This is a genomic window from Pseudomonas sp. Pseusp49 (assembly GCF_059491875.1).
In genome coordinates this window covers 852,937-872,241 of the sequence record NZ_CP168514.1, presented here as the reverse complement: position 1 = coordinate 872,241, position 19,305 = coordinate 852,937, and the positions used below count along the sequence as shown (strand labels likewise).

General features: G+C 59.9%; 20 protein-coding genes. 11 read left to right on the top strand and 9 right to left on the bottom strand.

Translation table 11 applies throughout. The features are described from left to right. The first annotated feature begins 1 nt into the window (after nt 1). The 5 genes from folE to ACEN83_RS03740 all read left to right on the top strand — a co-directional run bounded on the left by folE (nt 2) and on the right by ACEN83_RS03740 (nt 3,168). Nucleotides 2-562, top strand: a complete 561-nt coding sequence (folE, locus tag ACEN83_RS03760) for a GTP cyclohydrolase I FolE (protein WP_102701473.1) — start codon at nt 2-4, stop codon at nt 560-562. Between the two features lie 2 nt (nt 563-564). Then, nucleotides 565-936, top strand: coding sequence for a dihydroneopterin triphosphate 2'-epimerase (gene folX / locus ACEN83_RS03755; RefSeq protein ID WP_007970304.1), 372 nt, complete (start codon nt 565-567; stop codon nt 934-936). Nucleotides 937-1,035: 99 nt separating this feature from the next. Continuing rightward, nucleotides 1,036-1,332 carry a DUF1244 domain-containing protein gene (locus tag ACEN83_RS03750; protein WP_116580982.1) on the top strand — a complete coding sequence of 99 codons (297 nt, stop codon included), beginning with the start codon at nt 1,036-1,038 and terminating at the stop codon, nt 1,330-1,332. Next, the gene (locus ACEN83_RS03745; RefSeq protein ID WP_429384128.1) at nt 1,325-1,663 is read left to right on the top strand and encodes a HopJ type III effector protein; all 339 of its coding nucleotides are present in this window, start codon (nt 1,325-1,327) and stop codon (nt 1,661-1,663) included. The genes ACEN83_RS03750 and ACEN83_RS03745 overlap by 8 nt, the downstream gene beginning before the upstream one ends. A 248-nt stretch (nt 1,664-1,911) precedes the next feature. Beyond that, nucleotides 1,912-3,168 carry a 2-aminoadipate transaminase gene (locus ACEN83_RS03740; RefSeq protein WP_495579526.1) on the top strand — a complete coding sequence of 419 codons (1,257 nt, stop codon included), beginning with the start codon at nt 1,912-1,914 and terminating at the stop codon, nt 3,166-3,168. A 163-nt stretch (nt 3,169-3,331) separates the two neighbouring features. Here the strand turns inward: ACEN83_RS03740 and trxB are convergent, their stop codons facing one another. Further along, complete coding sequence (gene trxB, locus ACEN83_RS03735) at nt 3,332-4,288, bottom strand: thioredoxin-disulfide reductase (protein WP_007970300.1); 957 nt, start codon at nt 4,286-4,288, stop codon at nt 3,332-3,334. Nucleotides 4,289-4,603: 315 nt separating this feature from the next. Here trxB and cysZ point away from each other — a divergent pair, with 315 nt between their 5' ends. Further along, nucleotides 4,604-5,359: a sulfate transporter CysZ gene (gene cysZ, locus ACEN83_RS03730; RefSeq protein ID WP_116580979.1), complete on the top strand. Its 756-nt coding sequence runs from the start codon at nt 4,604-4,606 to the stop codon at nt 5,357-5,359. 215 nt (nt 5,360-5,574) lie between these two features. Here the strand turns inward: cysZ and ACEN83_RS03725 are convergent, their stop codons facing one another. Further along, entirely contained in the window at nt 5,575-6,372 is a 798-nt protein-coding gene (locus ACEN83_RS03725) for a hypothetical protein (protein ID WP_495579525.1), read from the bottom strand. 31 nt (nt 6,373-6,403) lie between these two features. Between ACEN83_RS03725 and ACEN83_RS03720 the strand changes: the two genes are divergently transcribed. Beyond that, complete coding sequence (locus ACEN83_RS03720) at nt 6,404-7,603, top strand: glycosyltransferase family 4 protein (protein WP_495580843.1); 1,200 nt, start codon at nt 6,404-6,406, stop codon at nt 7,601-7,603. A gap of 119 nt (nt 7,604-7,722) precedes the next feature. Here ACEN83_RS03720 and ACEN83_RS03715 read toward each other — a convergent pair whose 3' ends face one another. The 3 genes from ACEN83_RS03715 to ACEN83_RS03705 all read right to left on the bottom strand — a co-directional run bounded on the left by ACEN83_RS03715 (nt 7,723) and on the right by ACEN83_RS03705 (nt 10,105). Beyond that, nucleotides 7,723-8,826, bottom strand: a complete 1,104-nt coding sequence (locus ACEN83_RS03715) for an NADH:flavin oxidoreductase (protein WP_007970295.1) — start codon at nt 8,824-8,826, stop codon at nt 7,723-7,725. 188 nt (nt 8,827-9,014) lie between these two features. After that, a complete protein-coding gene (locus tag ACEN83_RS03710; RefSeq protein ID WP_008046206.1) occupies nt 9,015-9,497 on the bottom strand; it encodes a glutathione peroxidase in 483 nt (160 codons plus the stop codon). A gap of 122 nt (nt 9,498-9,619) precedes the next feature. Next, nucleotides 9,620-10,105 (bottom strand): FKBP-type peptidyl-prolyl cis-trans isomerase, encoded by a 486-nt coding sequence (locus ACEN83_RS03705; RefSeq protein WP_007942189.1) that lies wholly within the window; start codon nt 10,103-10,105, stop codon nt 9,620-9,622. On the opposite strand from ACEN83_RS03705, the gene ACEN83_RS03700 reads away from it, so the two are divergent. From ACEN83_RS03700 to yihG, 3 genes are all read left to right on the top strand, one after another. Beyond that, nucleotides 10,074-10,400 carry a DUF3565 domain-containing protein gene (locus tag ACEN83_RS03700; RefSeq protein ID WP_102675406.1) on the top strand — a complete coding sequence of 109 codons (327 nt, stop codon included), beginning with the start codon at nt 10,074-10,076 and terminating at the stop codon, nt 10,398-10,400. The two genes, ACEN83_RS03705 and ACEN83_RS03700, sit on opposite strands and share 32 nt — an antisense overlap. Nucleotides 10,401-10,461: 61 nt before the next feature. Further along, nucleotides 10,462-12,561 carry a phosphate acetyltransferase gene (pta, locus tag ACEN83_RS03695; RefSeq protein WP_007970292.1) on the top strand — a complete coding sequence of 700 codons (2,100 nt, stop codon included), beginning with the start codon at nt 10,462-10,464 and terminating at the stop codon, nt 12,559-12,561. Then, nucleotides 12,562-13,464 (top strand): 1-acylglycerol-3-phosphate O-acyltransferase, YihG family, encoded by a 903-nt coding sequence (gene yihG, locus ACEN83_RS03690; RefSeq protein WP_495579524.1) that lies wholly within the window; start codon nt 12,562-12,564, stop codon nt 13,462-13,464. A gap of 154 nt (nt 13,465-13,618) precedes the next feature. On the opposite strand, the gene cysN is transcribed toward yihG, so the two are convergent. From cysN to ACEN83_RS03670, 4 genes are all read right to left on the bottom strand, one after another. After that, entirely contained in the window at nt 13,619-15,517 is a 1,899-nt protein-coding gene (cysN, locus tag ACEN83_RS03685) for a sulfate adenylyltransferase subunit CysN (protein ID WP_007970287.1), read from the bottom strand. A gap of 53 nt (nt 15,518-15,570) precedes the next feature. Further along, nucleotides 15,571-15,912: a four helix bundle protein gene (locus tag ACEN83_RS03680; RefSeq protein ID WP_116580975.1), complete on the bottom strand. Its 342-nt coding sequence runs from the start codon at nt 15,910-15,912 to the stop codon at nt 15,571-15,573. Between the two features lie 104 nt (nt 15,913-16,016). Then, complete coding sequence (cysD, locus tag ACEN83_RS03675) at nt 16,017-16,934, bottom strand: sulfate adenylyltransferase subunit CysD (RefSeq protein ID WP_116580974.1); 918 nt, start codon at nt 16,932-16,934, stop codon at nt 16,017-16,019. Nucleotides 16,935-17,192: 258 nt separating this feature from the next. Further along, a complete protein-coding gene (locus ACEN83_RS03670; RefSeq protein WP_495579523.1) occupies nt 17,193-17,951 on the bottom strand; it encodes a Nif3-like dinuclear metal center hexameric protein in 759 nt (252 codons plus the stop codon). A 103-nt stretch (nt 17,952-18,054) separates the two neighbouring features. Between ACEN83_RS03670 and algW the strand changes: the two genes are divergently transcribed. Further along, the gene (gene algW / locus ACEN83_RS03665) at nt 18,055-19,215 is read left to right on the top strand and encodes a Do family serine endopeptidase AlgW (RefSeq protein WP_007970284.1); all 1,161 of its coding nucleotides are present in this window, start codon (nt 18,055-18,057) and stop codon (nt 19,213-19,215) included. Nucleotides 19,216-19,305: the final 90 nt, after the last annotated feature.

Below are 19,305 nucleotides of genomic sequence, written 5' to 3'. Positions count from 1 at the left end.
CATGACGTTATCCCTGCCCCAGAATTATCGAGAGATCCTTATCGGCCTCGGTGAGAATCCCGACCGCGAAGGCCTGCTCGACACCCCGGTGCGCGCAGCCAAAGCCATGCAGTACCTTTGCCATGGTTACGAACAAAGTGTCGAAGAGATCGTCAATGGCGCGCTGTTCGCCTCCGACAACGATGAAATGGTGATCGTCGACAACATCGAGCTGTATTCGCTTTGCGAACACCACATGCTGCCCTTCATCGGCAAGGCGCATGTGGCTTATATTCCAACCGGCAAGGTGCTGGGGCTGTCAAAGATCGCGCGGTTGGTGGACATGTTCGCCCGGCGCCTGCAAATCCAGGAAAACCTCACCCGGCAAATCGCCGATGCCGTGCAACAGGTGACCGGTGCGGCAGGCGTCGCAGTGGTCATCGAAGCGCAGCACATGTGCATGATGATGCGCGGCGTCGAAAAACAGAATTCGACCATGAACACCTCCGTGATGCTCGGCGCCTTCCGCGAATCGAGCAACACCCGCCAGGAGTTCCTGCAATTGATTGGACGGAGCAAGTAGCAATGCCACAACTTCAGCCAGGCATGGCACGTATCCGGGTCAAAGACCTGTGCCTGCGTACCTTCATCGGCATCAATGAGGATGAAATCCTCAACAAGCAGGATGTGCTGATCAACCTCACCATTCTGTACGCGGCCCAGGAAGCGGTACGTGACAACGACATCGATCACGCGCTGAACTACCGCACGATCACCAAGGCGATCATCGCCCACGTGGAAGGCAACCGCTTTGCGCTGCTCGAACGCCTGACCCAGGAAATTCTCGACCTGGTGATGGCCAACGCCTCGGTGCTCTACGCCGAAGTCGAGGTCGACAAGCCCCACGCGCTGCGATTCGCCGAGTCGGTGTCGATAACACTCGCGGCAAGCCGCTAAGCTTCAAGCTTCAAGCTTCAAGCGGTAAGCTAGAAGCCACCGCAATCCAAATCTTGCAGCTTGAAGCTTGCCGCTCAAAGCTGTCTCCCAGAGACCCCCATGAACGATCAACAACGCCTGGAACTCGAAGCCGCCGCCTTTCGTCGGCTGGTGGCCCACCTGGACAGCCGCAAGGATGTACAGAACATCGACCTGATGAACCTCTCGGGCTTCTGCCGCAACTGCCTGTCCAAGTGGTACAAGGCAGCGGCGGATGAGCGCCAGATCGACGTCAGCCTCGACGAAGCCCGCGAAGTGGTTTACGGCATGCCGTACGCCGAATGGAAAGCCCAATATCAGCAAGAAGCCAGCGCCGAACAACAGGCGGCGTTCGCCAAAGGAAAACCCAATGAGTGATTTGAACACCTTGCGCGCCAGCCTCAACAGCGGCGAACACGCCTTTGCCGATACCCTGGCGTTCATTGCCGGCGGCTACGACTACCAGCCTCAGGCCTTCAACAACGGCGGTGTGGAAAACGCGGCCGGGCAGAACGAAGGCTCGTGCAAGACCCTGGGCCTGGCGCTGCTCGAAGGCTTGAGCGATGAAGAAGCCCTGTTGGCGTTCGGCGAGCATTACCGCTCGGTGCTGGCAACGCCAGAAGGCAGCGACCACGGCAACATCCGCGCGCTGATTGCCCACGGCCTGGCGGGTGTGAAGTTCACCCAACAGCCGCTGACTCGCCGCTGATTTGATTTGTAGGAGCGAGCCCGCTCGCGATGGACTGAAGAACGCCACGGGGTGTCAGGCTCCCAGCGTCATCGTTCACCACCATCGCGAGCAAGCTCGCTCCTACAGGTTTTGCGTTCATGGCGCGGAATTGATCACAAGCACAACCCGACTTTTAAGATTGACCCGGCAACTTTATTTCGTTTGCCCCGCAGCACCGCTCCCGGCTTAGATAAATAGAAGCCCTCCTTCTTCCGAGCCGGTCATTCATGCGCAGCGAAACCATCAGCCAGTCGATCAACATCGTTCACCCTGTCACCCTCAGCCACGGCAAGAATGCCGAGGTCTGGGACACCGATGGCAAACGCTACATCGACTTTGTCGGCGGCATCGGCGTGTTGAACCTCGGCCATTGCCATCCGCGCATCGTCGAGGCCATTCGCGAACAAGCCACGCGGCTGACCCACTATGCGTTCAACGCGGCGCCCCATGTGCCTTACCTCGAACTGATGGACCGCCTCAGTGCGTTCATGCCGGTGGGTTACCCGGTCAGCGGCATGCTCACCAACAGCGGCGCGGAAGCGGCGGAAAACGCCCTGAAGATCGTCCGTGGCGCCACCGGTCGCAGCGCGGTCATCGCCTTCGACGGCGCATTCCACGGCCGCACACTGGCAACGCTCAACCTCAATGGCAAGGTGGCGCCCTACAAACAGAAAATCGGCGTGCTGCCGGGCCCGGTATATCACCTGCCCTTCCCCAGCCAGGACAACGGCGTCACCTGCGCCGAAGCCCTCAAAGCCATGGAGCGCCTGTTCAGCGTCGAGATCGATGTCGAAGACGTCGCCTGCTTTATCGTTGAACCGGTGCAGGGCGAAGCGGGCTTCCTGGCCATGGACGTCGAGTTCGCCCAAGCGCTGCGCAAGTTCTGCGACGACAAGGGCATTGTGCTGATCGCCGATGAAATCCAGTCCGGCTTCGGCCGCACCGGCCAGCGCTTCGCGTTCTCACGGCTGGGCATCGAGCCGGATCTGGTCCTGCTCGGCAAAAGCATCGCCGGCGGCGTGCCGCTGGGGGCGGTGGTCGGGCGCAAATCGCTGTTGGATAACCTGCCCAAGGGCGGACTCGGTGGCACTTACTCGGGCAATCCTATCGCCTGCGCCGCCGCGCTGGCGACGCTGGATGAAATGACCGATGCCAACCTGCACGCCTGGGGCACACAACAGGAAGAAGCGATTGTCGGCCGCTATGAAACCTGGCGTTTGAACAACCTGACGCTGTATCTGGGCCGACTGACCGGTGTAGGTGCGATGCGCGGCATCGAGTTGATCAACGCCGATGGCTCGCCTGCGCCGGCTCAATTGACCCAACTGCTGGCGCTGGCGCGGGATGCGGGCCTGCTGCTGATGCCCAGCGGCAAATCGCGGCACATCATTCGCTTGCTGGCGCCATTGACCATCGAGGCTGCGGTGCTGGAAGAAGGGCTGGATATTCTTGAAGCCTGCCTGGCAAAACTGACTCAAGCATAAAGCCCCTGTAGGAGCTGCCGAAGGCTGCGATCTTTTGATTTTGATTTTTACAAACAAGATCAAAAGATCGCAGCCTTCGGCAGCTCCTACAGGGTTGGGTGCATTTGTCTTCACAATAAAAAAACCGGCCGAAGCCGGTTTTTTCATTTCGACGAAAGCAGAATCAAGCGTTCTGCAGATTGTCGAGGTAACGCTCGGCATCCAGTGCCGCCATGCAACCGGCGCCAGCCGAGGTGATGGCTTGACGGTACACGTGATCAGCCACGTCACCGGCGGCGAAGATGCCTTCGAGATTGGTGGCGGTGGCGTTGCCGTCACGGCCGCCCTGCACAACCAGGTAACCGTCTTTCAACGTCAGCTGACCTTCGAACAGCGAAGTGTTCGGGGTGTGGCCAATGGCGATGAACACGCCGTCGACTTTGACTTCGTCGAAGCTGCCGTCGTTGTTCTTCAGGCGGGCACCGGTCACGCCCATGTTGTCGCCCAGCACTTCATCCAGGGTCGCGTTCAGCTTCAGCTCGATCTTGCCTTCGGCAACACGGGCGTTCAGCTTGTCGATCAGGATCTTCTCGGCGCGGAAGGTTTCGCGACGGTGGATCAGGGTGACTTTGCTGGCGATGTTGGCCAGGTACAGGGCTTCTTCGACAGCGGTGTTGCCACCGCCGACCACAGCCACCGGCTTGTTGCGATAGAAGAAACCGTCGCAGGTTGCGCAGGCGGAGACGCCTTTGCCCATGAACGCTTCTTCCGATGGCAGGCCCAGGTAACGGGCGCTGGCGCCGGTGGCGATGATCAGGGCGTCGCAGGTGTAGGTCGCGCTGTCGCCAGTCAGGGTGTATGGCTTGGCAGCGAAGTCCACGGCATTGATGTGATCGAAAACGATCTCGGTTTCAAAGCGCTCGGCGTGCTCGCGCATCCGCTCCATCAGCGCCGGGCCGGTCAGGCCGTGGACGTCGCCCGGCCAGTTGTCGACTTCGGTAGTGGTGGTCAATTGACCGCCGGCCTGCATGCCGGTGATCAGCAGCGGCTTGAGGTTGGCACGGGCGGCATAGACCGCAGCGCTGTAACCGGCAGGGCCGGAACCGAGAATAATCACTCGCGAATGACGGACTTCAGACATGACCTGCTCCTGTTGACCGGCCCGGAACACCTGGCGCGGAACGCCGGATTGCCGGCTGGAATAAAAAAGAACGGTTGAAAGCACTTGGGGAAGGCTTGAACCCGACCGTCCTGTAAAAAGATTGGGTGCAGCGTATCGAGGGGGCGAAGATTAAGGAAATACGGTTTAACAATCCAGCTCATAGGTGGTCTCTATGCAATCTGCCCGACGATATCGACGTCTTTGTTACAGTGAATGTCGATACCGCCACCGCGCTTTCGCCTGTGAAGCAAAGCCGGTAAGGTCGGCGCGTTTTCCCTCTGCCCGGAGCACCTTATGCCCGCCCCTGTTCTGTCCGGCCCGCAATACCTGCGCGAAGGCCTCAAGCTGGTGCTGAGCCCCAGCCTGCGTTTGTTTGTGTTGCTGCCGCTGGCGATCAACCTGGTGCTGTTCGTCGGATTGATCTACCTGGCCGGCCATCAATTCAGCCTGTGGGTCGACACACTGATGCCGTCCCTGCCCGACTGGCTGAGTTTTCTCAGCTACATCCTCTGGCCACTGTTCGTGGTGCTCGTCGTGCTGATGGTGTTCTTCACCTTTACCCTGCTCGCCAACGTCATTGCCGCGCCATTCAACGGCTTCCTCGCGGAAAAAGTCGAAGTGGTTGTCCGCGGCACCGATGATTTTCCGGCCTTCAGCTGGGGCGAACTGATTGCGATGATCCCGCGCACCCTGGCCCGGGAAATGCGCAAGCTCGGCTACTTCCTGCCGCGGGCGATCGGGCTGTTCATCCTCTCGTTCATCCCGGTGGTGAACATCATCGCCGCACCGCTGTGGCTGTTGTTCGGGGTGTGGATGATGGCGATCCAGTACATCGACTACCCGGCGGACAACCACAAGCTGGGCTGGAACGAGATGCTTGGCTGGCTGCGCGAGAAGCGCTGGCAGAGCATGAGTTTTGGCGGGATTGTTTATCTGGTGTTGCTGATTCCGGTGGTCAACATCCTGATGATGCCGGCGGCAGTGGCCGGGGCTACGCTGTTCTGGGTGCGTGAGCGGGGTGCCGAGGCGCGGGGGATTCCTGCCCGATGACAGACGTCATGCAGGCAGCAAACTGGCAGAACCAGTTGAAGACCCTTCATCAGCGGACCTGATTCTCCCAGAGACGTTTGGTAAAAAACCTGCGGTAAGGACGCTTGATCCTTGCCGCAGATTCCTCAGGAGGGGCCGTACTCCGTCACCTTCGAATTTGACAGCCTGCAGCGGGGAGATGAAAACAGTTTCGCGAATTGCCCTCTCCGACTCGATTATTCAACTTGAAACATAATCATCCCGCTAGGCGAAGACATGCCGTTCACAAACGCTACCGCTTTGACGCCCTTGAGACCGCGGTCCCACGAACGGGTGAAACGCCAAAGACCAGGCATTAATTTTGTGGCCTCGCCCAGGAAACTACCGTCATAGTTCTGTATCTGAACAGCGCTCGCTGCAGGGTCACAGCCCACGACAATTGGCACAGGGCCTTGCCGGTATCGGCTATCGTCCACGGGTGCCGCAATCAATGGCGCATCGCTTTTTACGGACACAGTGAACCTTCGCTCTACGCTTGGATAGGAGGGCACTCCATTCACAATCTGTCCAGTCCTGACGGACCACTGACCTTCGACCCACTTATGGAGGTATCGCCACTTTTTGCCTTCAACGATAGCCTCGGCCCAGATGGTGTTATCCGGATTCAAAATGTGAACCTTGGCGCCTTGTAAACAGTCCCCCGCTAACATCACGTATCCTGGGGCATGTTGACTGTCTTGTGGGGGGTAAAGAGTCGTTGGCGGATCCACCGCGACTGCGTCAGTTCCTTCTGCCACCTCTGACGAAAGTAGTAATTGATATGGATTTTTTGTCTGGTCGGTCATGATATTAGTGCTCCAGTTCGCGGCGAAATTGCCGGTAAGCGGAACCTTTTTAGCGCTGCGACAGCGTGCAAACAACCTCTCAAAACTGACAGCCCAGGCGCGCGGTGCGCTGTTTCCTGAATCGGATTCTGCGTAACCGGCCTCGGTTTCAACTGCCCAGGATTGATGAACACAAGTTTGCATCGTCACAAATCCATCATCCCGACGTCACACTGACGACATCGCCCCAGCCGACACTGGGGTCATGACGACAGCTCTGCATATCACCCTGATCACCGAAACCTTCCCTCCGGAAATCAACGGCGTGGCCAACACCCTGGGTCGCTTGTGCGACGGTTTGCGCGCGCGCGGGCATCAGGTGGAACTGGTGCGACCACGCCAGGGCTGCGACCAGCAGTTGGGCAGCGACGATGAATTGCTGCTGTGCCGCGGCTGGCCGCTACCGGGCTATCCCGGTCTGCAATGGGGTCAGTCGTCGATGCACAAGCTGCTGCGGCGCTGGACGCGTCACCGCCCGGACGTGCTCTACATCGCCACCGAGGGCCCGTTGGGCCTGTCGGCCTTGCGTGCGGCACGGCGTCTGGGGATTTCCGTGGTCAGCGGTTTCCACACCAATTTCCAGCAGTACTCCAACCAGTACGGCCTGGGTTTGCTCACGCGCCTGCTGACTCACTACCTGCGCTGGTTCCACAACCGCTCGACCATGACCCTGGTGCCCAGCGTCAGTCAGCGCATGGAGCTGGAACGACGGCATTTCGAACGGCTGGCGTTGCTCTCCCGAGGGGTCGACAGTGAGTTGTTTCACCCGGCCAAACGACTCAGTGCCCTGCGTGAGCAATGGGGACTGACCGAGGAAGACATCGCCGTCATTCACGTCGGACGCCTGGCCCCGGAAAAGAATCTTGGCTTGCTCAAACGCACCTTCAATACCCTCAAGGCCAGTTATCCCCAGCGCACCCTGAAACTGATCGTGGTCGGCGACGGTCCGCAGCGCCAGGAACTGCAAAACGAAATGCCCGAGGCGATTTTCTGCGGCACCCAGCGGGGTGAGGCCCTGGCTTGTCACTACGCGTCGGGCGACGTATTTCTGTTTCCGAGCCTGACTGAAACCTTCGGCAATGTGGTGCTTGAAGCGCTGGCCTCAGGGCTCGGCGTGGTGGCCTACGACCAGGCAGCGGCCGCCCAGCATATTCGTCATGGCTACAACGGTGTGTTGGCGATGCCGGGGGATGAAGAAGCGTTCTGCGATGCAGCGGCATGGCTGCTGGAGGACAGGGAGGCCTTGCGCAATGTGCGGCTCAATGCACGCCAGCATGCCAGTCGCCAGGGTTGGGCGACGATCATCGAGCAGTTCGAGGGACAGTTGCGGGGGGCTTGTGCCGGGGAGATGGTGGTGCCGAATGCACCGATTGTTCCCTGATTTTGTAGTGCTCTTTAGTCAGTCTTCGCGAGCAAGCCCGCTCCCACATTGGTTCTGTGTCGTACACAAATCCCTTGTGGGAGCGGGCTTGCTCGCGAAAGCGTAAGGCCAGACGCCGCTTAAACCAGCGTCATCAACGCCTCACGACTGAACGGCAGGATGTCTTCCTCACGACCGTCGCGCACTTTCTGCGCCCAGTCCGGGTCCACCAGCAACGCACGACCGACCGCCACCAGGTCGAACTCGTCGTTGTTCAGGCGCTCCAGCAGTTTTTCCAGGCTGGCCGGTTGTGCCACCTTGTCGGTGTTGACCATGAACTGCAGGAACTCGCCATCCAGGCCGACGCTGCCCACGGTGATGGTCGGCTTGCCGGTGAGTTGGCGGGTCCAGCCAGCCAGGTTCAGCTCGGAACCGTCGAACTCCGGCTCCCAGAAGCGGCGGGTCGAGCAGTGGAAAATATCCACGCCGGCATCGGCCAACGGCTTGAGGAACTCGCCCAGCGCCTCCGGGGTTTGCACCAGACGCGCGGTGTAGTCCTGCTGCTTCCACTGGGAGAAGCGGAAGATGATCGGGAAACCTTCACCGACCGCGGCACGCACGGCCTGAATCAATTCAATGGCGAAGCGCGAACGGTTGGCCAGGCTGCCGCCGTATTCGTCGGTACGCTGGTTGCTGCCTTCCCAGAAGAACTGGTCGACCAGGTAACCGTGGGCGCCGTGGATTTCCACGCCGTCCATGCCGATGCTCTGGGCATCCTTGGCAGCCTGGGCGAACGCGGCGATCACGTCCTGGATATCCTGTTGGGTCATGCCGTGCACAACGACCTGGCCGTCCTTGATTTTTTCCGACGGGCCATAGCCTGGCACGCTGGCGTCAGGCTCGGTGCCGATACGACGTACGCTGCCCACGTGCCACAACTGCGGAACGATCTTGCCGCCTTCGGCGTGAACGGCGTCGACGACTTTCTTCCAGCCGGCCAGCGCCGCTTCACCATAGAAGTGCGGAACGTTCGGGTAGCCGTTGGAAGCCTTGTGACCGACCGTGGTGCCTTCGGTGATGATCAGGCCAACGCCTGCTGCGGCGCGACGACGGTAGTATTCGATCACTTTGGAATTCGGCACGCCGCCCGGAGAAAAGGAGCGGGTCATCGGCGCCATGACGACACGGGTCGGCAATTCGAGGGTGCCGAGGTGGAACGGTTTGAACAGGGCTTTTACGGGCATGGGACGCTCCACGGAAGAATGACTTTATGACGGTGATAATATGGAGAGCCCAACACATTGAACAGCATTATTGATTTCGGTGATTAACAGTCAAAAGACAGAAAGCAAAAGATCGCAGCCTTCGGCAGCTCCTACACCGGATCGTAGGAGCTGCCGAAGGCTGCGATCTTTTGATCTTGATCTATGGCTTAACTCAGCGCTTTTTCAATCGCATGAACAATGGTCGGATCATCCGGTGCCGTACGTGGCGAGAACCGCGCCAGTACGCGGCCATCCTTGCCCAGCAGGAACTTCTCGAAGTTCCAGGTGATATCGCCGGGGAATTCCGCGCCCTCGCCCGCCAGCAAGCGGTACAACTGATGACGGTCATGCCCGTTGACTTCCAGCTTGCTGGACAACGGGAAGGTCACACCATAGTTGAGGCTGCAGAAATCCTTGATCTCCTGCTCGGTCCCCGGTTCCTGCCCGGCAAACTGGTTGCACGGCAGGCCCAACACGCTGAAGCCTTTGCCCTTGTATTGTTGGTAGAGGTTTTCCAGCGCCGCGTATTGCGGGGTCAGGCCGCATTTGGAGGCGACGTTGACCACCAATACGACTTGGCCTTTGAAAGGCGCCAGAGGTAGCTCCTGTCCATCCAGGGCTGTCAATTTAAGGTCGTGAAAAGCACTCATGGCGTACTCCAGATTCCCGTGTTCTTCTCGAAACAGCCACTTGGCGGTGTCGTCAGGGACAGCCGCAGACTAAAAAGGCGCCCTCGGGGCGCCTCTCCAGTTATCTGAGCTTAGCGCAGAAATCAGTGGTGATGGCCACCTTCGCCATGGACGTGGCCATGAGCGATTTCTTCCTGGCTGGCGTCACGGATGGCAACGATCTTGACCTGGAAATTCAGGCGCTGACCGGCCAACGGGTGGTTGCCGTCAACGGTCACGTCGTCGCCGTCCAGATCACGGATGGTCACGATCTGCATCTGGCCGTCCGGAGCGGAAGCGTGGAACTGCATGCCCACTTCCAGCTCGTCGACGCCTTCGAACATGCTGCGACTCAGGGTGCTGACCAGTTCGGCCGCGTATTCGCCGTAAGCGTCTTCAGGTTCAACGGCTACGGTCAGCTCGTCGCCGACAGCCTTGCCTTCCAGAGCCTTTTCCAGGCCCGGGATGATGTTGCCTGCGCCTTGCAGGTAGACCAGCGGCGCGCCGCCGGCGGAGCTGTCGATGACCTCACCAGCGTCGTTGGTCAGGGTATAGTCGATGGAGACAGCCTTATTGGCGGCGATCAGCATGGGGCGAGACCTTTTGCATAAGAAGATTGAAAGGCCAAGTTTAGCGAAGCAATCGACCGAAAGCGAACACAACCCGGACAAACGGGATTCGACGGTCACAGGCTTCCATCAGGACGAGGACGGCCACTGGGTGGCCGAGCTTTCCTGCGGCCACACCCAACACCTGCGGCACCAGCCGCCATGGCAATCCCGTGCCTGGGTCATGGACCCTGTGTTGCGCCAGGAAAAAATAGGCCAGCCCTTTGATTGCGGTTGGTGCGCACAAGGCACGGTTAGCGATAACCTTGGCGACTGAATTTCGGTAATCGACCAGCCATAGGTCGTGACCATTGCCATGCACCTTCCAGAGAATCCGCATGCAAACTTTTTTTATCGCGCCCACCGATTTTGGTGTGGGTCTGACCTCCATCAGCCTCGGGCTGGTGCGCACCCTTGAGCGCGCCGGGCTCAAGGTCGGCTTTTTCAAACCGATTGCCCAGCCGCATCCGGGCGACACTGGCCCGGAACGTTCCACCGAACTGGTGGCGCGTACCCACGGCTTGAAACCGCCTCAGCCACTGGGCCTGGCCCATGTCGAGCGCATGCTCGGCGACGGCCAGCTCGATGAGTTGCTCGAGGAAATCATCACCCTGTATCAACAGGCCGCCATCGGCAAGGACGTGTTGATCGTCGAGGGCATGGTGCCGACCCGCAGCGCCAGTTACGCCGCGCGGGTCAACCTGCACCTGGCCAAGAGCCTCGACGCCGAGGTGATCCTGGTCTCCGCACCGGAAAACGAAGTGCTGACCGAACTCTCCGGTCGCGTCGAGTTGCAGGCGCAATTGTTCGGCGGCCCGAAAGATCCGAAAGTCCTCGGCGTGATCCTCAACAAGGTCAAGACCGAGGAAAGCATGGAGGCCTTCGCCACGCGCCTGAAGGAGCATTCGCCGTTGCTGCGCAGTGGTGATTTCCGCTTGCTCGGCTGCATTCCGTTCCAGCCGGAACTGAACGCGCCGCGCACCCGCGACGTCGCCGACCTGATGGGCGCGCAAGTGCTCAACGCCGGTGATTATGAAACCCGGCGCATGACCAAGATCATCATTTGCGCCCGCACCATGCGCAACACCGTGGAGTTGCTCAAGCCCGGCGTGCTGGTGGTGACCCCCGGCGACCGCGACGACATCATCCTTGCCGTCAGCCTCGCGGCCTTGAACGGCGTGCCGCTGGCCGGCCTGCTGCTGACCAGCGACACCCTGCCCGACCCACGCATCATGGACCTGTGCCGCGGCGCCCTGCAGGCCGGGCTGCCGGTGCTGTCGGTGAGTACCGGCTCCTATGACACCGCCAACCTGCTCAATGGCCTGAACAAGGAAATCCCCATCGACGACCGCGAGCGCGCCGAAATCATCACCGATTTCATCGCTGGCCATCTCGATGCCAACTGGTTGCACCAGCGCTGCGGGACACCGCGCGAGATGCGCCTGTCGCCAGCGGTGTTCCGCTATCAATTGATCCAGCGCGCCCAGGCGGCCAACAAGCGCATCGTGCTGCCCGAAGGCAGCGAGCCGCTGACCGTGCAGGCCGCGGCGATCTGCCAGGCCCGAGGCATTGCTCGCTGCGTGTTGCTGGCCAAGCCCGAAGACGTGCAGGCCGTCGCCCGCGCCCAGGGCATCGAGTTGCCACCCGGCCTGGAAATCATCGATCCGGACTTGATCCGCGAACGCTATGTCGAGCCAATGGTCGCGCTGCGCAAAAGCAAAAGCCTCAACGCGCCGATGGCCGAGCAACAACTGGAAGACACCGTGGTGATCGGCACCATGATGCTGGCCCTGGATGAAGTCGACGGCCTCGTATCGGGCGTGATCAACACCACTGCCAACACCATCCGCCCGGCCCTGCAGCTGATTAAAACCGCGCCGGGCTGCACCCTGGTGTCTTCGGTGTTCTTCATGCTGTTTCCCGAAGAAGTGCTGGTCTACGGCGACTGCGTGATGAACCCGCACCCGAGCGCCAGCGAACTGGCCGAGATCGCCCTGCAAAGCGCCGACTCGGCCGCCGCATTCGGCATCACGCCACGGGTGGCGATGATCAGTTACTCCAGCGGCGAATCGGCCAGCGGCGAGGAAGTCGAGAAGGTCCGCGAGGCCACCCTGCTCGCCCACGAACAACAGCACTCGCTGCTGATCGACGGCCCCTTGCAGTACGACGCCGCGGCCAACGAAAGCGTGGCCCGGCAGCTGGCGCCGAACAGCCAGGTGGCCGGTCGTGCCACGGTGTACGTGTTCCCCGATCTCAACACCGGCAACACCACCCACAAAGCCGTGCAGCGCAGCGCCGACTGCGTCAGCCTCGGGCCGATGCTGCAAGGCCTGCGCAAACCGGTGAACGATTTGCCGCGCGGCGCGCAGGTCGACGACATCGTCTACACCATCGCCCTGACCGCGATTCAAGCCGCCAACCGACCTATGGATGTGTAAATGCTGGACTTCCTACCCGCCCCGTTGCGCGGCGTGATCGCCTCGCTGCTGCTGGCATTGAACACGATTTTGCTCTGCTCGTTCCTGTTCTGCGTGGCGCTCGTCAAGGCATTGCCGTTCGCCCTCACCCAACGCATTGCGGGCTGGCTGATGAGCCATACCCATGAAGCCTGGATCAGCCTCAACAAAGGCTGGATGAACCTGGTGCGCCGCACGCGCTGGCACGTCAGCGGCCTGCAAGGCCTCGACTACCGGCACTCGTACCTGATCACCAGCAACCACCAGAGCTGGGTCGACATCCTGGTGCTGCAATACGTGCTCAACCGACGCATCCAACCGTTGAAGTTCTTTCTCAAGCAGGAGCTGATCTGGGTCCCGGTGATTGGTCTGGCCTGGTGGGCGCTGGGCTTTCCGTTCATGAAGCGCTACTCCAAGGCCTATCTGGAGAAGCACCCGGAGAAAAAAGGCAAGGACCTGGAAACCACCCGCAAGACCTGCGCGAAATTTCGCGACAACCCGGTGGGCATCTTCAACTTCGTCGAAGGCACGCGCTTCACCGAGGGCAAGCATGCCCAGCAAAAATCGCCTTTCAAGTACCTGCTCAAGCCCAAGGCCGGAGGCATTGCCTTTGTGCTGGATGCGATGGGTGAGCAACTGGAGTCCATCGTCAACGTGACCATCCACTACCCCGCCGGGCGTCCTGGTTTCTGGGACTTGTTGTGCGGGAACATTGCGGATGTGGTGGTGCATTTTGAAGAGCTGAACATTCCGCCGCAGTTCATCGGCAAGAACTACGACCAGGATGGTGAGTATCGATTGCAGTTCCAGGGCTGGATCAATCAGATGTGGCAGGACAAGGATGCGCTGCTTGCGCAGATGCATCGGGAATTCCCGGGAGCTTAAGATCAAAAGATCGCAGCCTTCGGCAGCTCCTGCACAAAGGTGCGCGTTTACCCTGTAGGAGCTGCCGAAGGCTGCGATCCTTTGACAATCTCCAGACCACAAAAAAACCCGCCGATGATCACTCATCGGCGGGTTTTTCATTTCTGGCTAGCGCTTAAATCGCACCGCGCTCGCGCAGCAGACCCAGCACTTGCTTGACGCCCTCTTCCAGCGACACGGACTGGGTGTCGATCACCAGATCGGCATCCAGCGGCACGTCGTACGGGAAGGACTCACCCGGAATGTTATCCCCGGCCGCCGCGTACAGGCCTTGCGGATCACGCTCGGCACAGACAGTCGGCGAAGCCTGGACGTAGACCGTCAGCAGACGATCCTTGCCGATCAGTTCCCGGGCCTGTTCACGACCTTCGGCGCTCGGTGCAACGAACGCTGCCAGGGTCAGCAGACCGGCTTCGTTGAACTGACGCGCAACGTGTGCGGCACGACGCCAGTTCTCGGTACGCCCGGCGCGATCCTGTGGCAGACCTTTGTTCAGGTCGTGACGCAGGTTCTGGCCATCGAGTACGAACACCGCACGGCCAAGGTCGAACAGCTTGCGTTCAACGGCATACGCCAGAGTGCTCTTGCCCGCGCCCGACAAGCCGCTGAACAACACGGTGGCCGGTTGCTGACCGAAGCGCTGTGCGCGCTCTTCGGTGGCGACGTGGGCCAGTTTGCCGTGGTGGGTACTGGTGCCATGGGCCAAAGGCTGGGCAACGATCATGCCGGCGCCGACGGTGCCATTGGTCAGGCGGTCGATGATGATGAAGGCACCGGTGGTGCGGTTGCTGTCGTAACCGTCGAGGGCAATCGGCGCGTCGAGCGCGATCTTGACCTTGCCGATTTCGTTCAACTGCAACGCGCTGGCCGGACCTTCTTCCAGGGTGTTCACGTCGACCTTGTTGACGATGCTGGCGATGGAGCCCGGCACGTAACTGGTGGCGCGCTTGATGTCGTATTTCTTGCCCGGCAGCATCGGCTCTTCAGCCATCCACACCAGCATGGCTTCGAAGCTGTCGGTCACCGGCGGCACGTTGTCGGCGTGAACCAACAGGTCACCACGGGAGATGTCGATTTCGTCTTCCATGGTCAGCGTGACTGCCTGACCTGGACCTGCGTGTTCCAGCTCACCTTCGAAGGTGACGATGGACTTCACACGGCTGCTCTTGCCCGACGGCAGCACCACGACTTCGTCGCCTTTCTTGACGATGCCGCTGGCCAGCGTACCGGCGAAGCCACGGAAGTTCAGGTTCGGACGGTTGACGTACTGCACCGGGAAACGCAGGTCGGTGAAGTTGCGATCGCCCGCTACTTCCACGGTCTCGAGGATTTCCATCAGCGACTGGCCGGTGTACCACGGCGAGCGCTCGGACTTGTTCACCACGTTGTCGCCCTTCAATGCCGACATCGGCACGAAGTGCATGCTGGTGGGCTTCATCTTCAGGCCTTCGGCGAACTGCAGGTAGTCGGCCTTGATCGACTCGAACACGCCTTGGTCGAAGTCCTTGAGGTCCATCTTGTTGATGGCCACGACTATGTGCTTGATGCCCAGCAATGAGGCGATGAAGCTGTGGCGACGGGTCTGGGTCTGCACGCCATAGCGGGCGTCGACCAGGATGATCGCCAGGTCACAGGTGGACGCACCGGTGGCCATGTTGCGGGTGTACTGCTCATGGCCGGGGGTGTCGGCGATGATGAATTTGCGCTTGGCGGTGGAGAAATAGCGGTACGCGACATCGATGGTGATGCCTTGTTCACGCTCGGCCTGCAGGCCGTCGACCAGCAACGCCAGGTCGATGTCTTCGCCGGTGGTGCCGACTTTTTTCGAATCGCGGGTGATCGCTTCCAGGTGATCTTCGTAGATCATCTTGGAGTCGTGCAGCAGGCGCCCGATCAGGGTGCTCTTGCCGTCGTCGACGTTACCGCAGGTCAGAAAGCGCAGCAGCTCTTTACGTTCGTGCTGGCCCAGGTAGGCGAGGATGTCCTCGCTGATCAAATCAGATTGGTGGCTCATTGCATTCAAGCTCCAAGCTGTAAGCTTCAAGCGGCAAGCTTGTCGGCGTACAGCTAGTCAGAAATTTTGTCGATCAACCCGCACAGCATTTTTGAAAGCTCGCGAGTTTCCATAATCCAATTTTCAGCCAGCGGGTCTGCGATGTAAGCAATGTCTCGACCGATGATGATCTGCGTGCGTAACTCCGCGTTGGAGGCCTTTGCAATCCAGAGAAATCGAACTTTTTCTCTGTTGCTTCGCCGCTCCATGCCTTCAGCAATATTGGAAGGCACCGAAAGTGCGGAGCGGGTAATTTGATCTTTGAAACCAAAATCCCCACATCGCGCAAATTCTCTATAGATTCCCACCGCTAAATACTTGCTACGCTGCCAAACAATCAGCTTCTCGAAATCCATTACGAGTCATCCGATGACGGCTCGCAACAACCGGCTGCAAGCACCAAACTGCAACGTTACGCATACCGCCTTTAACTTGCAGCTTGCCGCTTGTAACTCGAAGCTTAAAAATACCCTTGACGTTTTTTGTCTTCCATCGAGCCTGCGCCATCGTGGTCGATGACACGGCCCTGGCGCTCGGAAGTTCGCGTCAGGAGCATTTCCTGAATGATGTCCGTGAGGCTTTCGGCCTCGGACTCCACCGCGCCCGTCAACGGGTAGCAACCAAGGGTGCGGAAACGCACTTTCTTTTTGACGATGCGCGCTTTGTCTTCATCGCTCAGGTGCTCGAGGATGCGCTCGTCGTCGATCATGATCAGCGTACCGTTCTTCTCGATGACTTCACGCTCGGCGGCGAAGTACAGCGGGACGATGGGGATGCCTTCAAGGTAGATGTACTGCCAGATGTCCAGTTCGGTCCAGTTCGACAGCGGGAAGACGCGGATCGACTCGCCCTTGTTGACCTTGCCGTTGTAGACGTTCCACAGCTCGGGACGCTGGTTCTTCGGGTCCCAGCGGTGCTTGCTGTCGCGGAACGAGTACACGCGCTCCTTGGCGCGGGACTTCTCTTCATCGCGACGGGCGCCGCCGAACGCTGCGTCGAAACCATGCTTGTCGAGTGCCTGCTTCAGGCCCTCGGTCTTCATGATGTCGGTGTGCTTGGCGCTGCCGTGGGTGAACGGGTTGATGTTCTGCGCCACGCCGTCCGGGTTGATATGGGTGATCAGGTCGAGGCCCAGCTCGGCGACCATCTTGTCACGGAAGGCGTACATCTCCTGGAATTTCCAGCGAGTGTCGACGTGCATCACCGGAAACGGCAGCTTGCCCGGGAAGAACGCCTTGCGTGCCAGATGCAGCATCACGGCGGAGTCTTTACCGATGGAGTACAGCATCACCGGGTTGTCGAACTCGGCGGCCACCTCGCGGATGATGTGGATGCTTTCCGCCTCCAGCTGTTTCAGATGCGTCAGTTTGTCGACCATGGCTACTCACGAAAGCTTTCTTATGAACGGCCAGCGGGCCGTGTTCGAGCGGGGATCCTAGCACAGCGACCTCTTCTAATCAGGACGCCAACTAGATCGAAAGAGCATATGAATATGCCTGCCCGTTTGGGCTATTGAACCGCGAACACATCTCTGTAGGAGCTGCCGAAGGCTGCGATCTTTTGATTTTGACTTTGATTTTTACAAGCAAGATCAAAAGATCGCAGCCTGCGGCAGCTCCTACACAGGTTGACCAGGTCAAATCGGGTTCGGGCAATCGATGAAGATGTGCTCCAGCGCAAAGCGCCGCGCCAGATAATCCCCCAGCGCCTGAACGCCGTAGCGCTCGGTGGCATGATGACCGGCGGCGATGAAGCTGATGTCGTTTTCCCGTGCACTGTGGAAGGTCTGCTCGGAAGCTTCGCCGCTGAGGTACAGGTCGACGCCGGCCGAAATGGCCTGATCGATGTATCCCTGGCCGCCACCGGTGCACCAGCCGACGCGGCGGATCATGGCGCTGCCTTCGATCAACAGCGGCTCACGACCCATGACTTCCTGTACGCGGCGGGCGAAATCCCGGGGCGTCATCGGCTCGTTCAGCGAGCCGACCAGGCCGACGATCTTCAGGTTATCCGGGTCCAGCGGACCTTCGACGGTGATGTCGAGCTGCCGCGCAAGCTGCACGTTATTGCCGACGTCCGGGTGCAGATCCAGCGGCAGGTGATAGGCCAACAGGCTGATATCGTGCTTGAGCAGGGTCTTCAAACGGCGCTGCTTCATGCCGGTGATGCACGGGTTTTCGCCCTTCCAGAAGTAGCCGTGGTGCACCAGCACCAGATCGGCATTGGCCTCTACCGCGGCATCCAGCAACGCCTGGCTGGCAGTGACGCCACTGACAATGCGCATCACTTGCGGACGGCCTTCGACTTGCAAGCCATTGGGGCAGTAATCGGCGATTTTGGCGCTGTTGAGGTAACGGTCGGCTTCTTCGACCAGGGTGCTCAGGGCGACGGCCATGAAAGACTCCTAAATATCCCGTTCAGAGGCGCGTGCGGCCTCGTATAATGCGCGTCATTATGAGCGGTCTCTTACCGCCTGCAACTCTCTCAGGAACTGCTTAATGCTCAAGGCGCTGCGTTTTTCCGGCTGGCCGCTGTTGGCCGGCGTGCTTGTCGCTCTTTTGATAATCCAGCGTTACCCGCAGTGGGTCGGGCTCCCGAGCCTCGACGTCAATCTGCAGCAAGCGCCGCAAACCACCAGCATGCAACAGGGCCCGGTGTCTTATGCCGACGCGGTCACCACCGCAGCGCCGTCGGTGGTGAACCTGTACACCACCAAAGTCATCAACAAACCCAACCATCCGTTGTTCGAAGATCCGCAGTTCCGCCGTTTCTTCGGCGATAACTCGCCCAAGCAGAAACGCATGGAATCGAGCCTCGGTTCCGGCGTGATCATGAGCCCGGAAGGCTACATCCTGACCAACAACCACGTGACCAGCGGCGCCGACCAGATCGTCGTGGCGCTCAAGGACGGCCGGGAAACCCTGGCCCGGGTGATCGGCAGCGACCCGGAGACTGACCTCGCGGTGCTGAAGATCGACCTGAAAAACCTGCCGTCGATCACCGTCGGGCGCTCCGACAACATCCGCATCGGCGACGTGGCGCTGGCCATCGGCAACCCGTTCGGCGTCGGCCAGACCGTGACCATGGGCATCATCAGTGCCACCGGGCGCAATCAACTGGGCCTGAACAACTACGAAGACTTCATCCAGACCGATGCCGCGATCAACCCCGGCAACTCGGGCGGTGCACTAGTGGACGCCATTGGCAACCTGACCGGCATCAACACGGCGATCTTCTCCAAGTCCGGCGGCTCCCAGGGCATTGGCTTCGCGATCCCGGTAAAGCTGGCGATGGAAGTCATGAAGTCGATCATCGAGCACGGCCAGGTGATTCGTGGCTGGCTGGGTATCGAAGTGCAGCCATTGACCCAGGAACTGGCCGAATCCTTCGGTTTGTCCGGGCGTCCGGGGATTGTCGTGGCGGGGATTTTCCGCGATGGTCCGGCACAGAAGGCCGGCCTGCAACTGGGTGACGTGATTCTTGCCATCGATGGCGAACCGGCCGGTGATGGCCGTCGCTCGATGAATCAAGTGGCGCGGATCAAGCCGACCGACAAGGTCACGATCCAGGTGATGCGCAACGGCAAGGAACTCAAGCTGACCGCGGAAATCGGTTTGCGTCCGCCGCCGGCACCGGTCAAAGAGAAAGAAGAAGAGTAAGCGGCATCCAAAACCAATGTGGGAGCGGGCTTGCTCGCGAAAGCGGTGTGTCAGTCGACGCAGAAGTTAACTGACACACCGCTTTCGCGA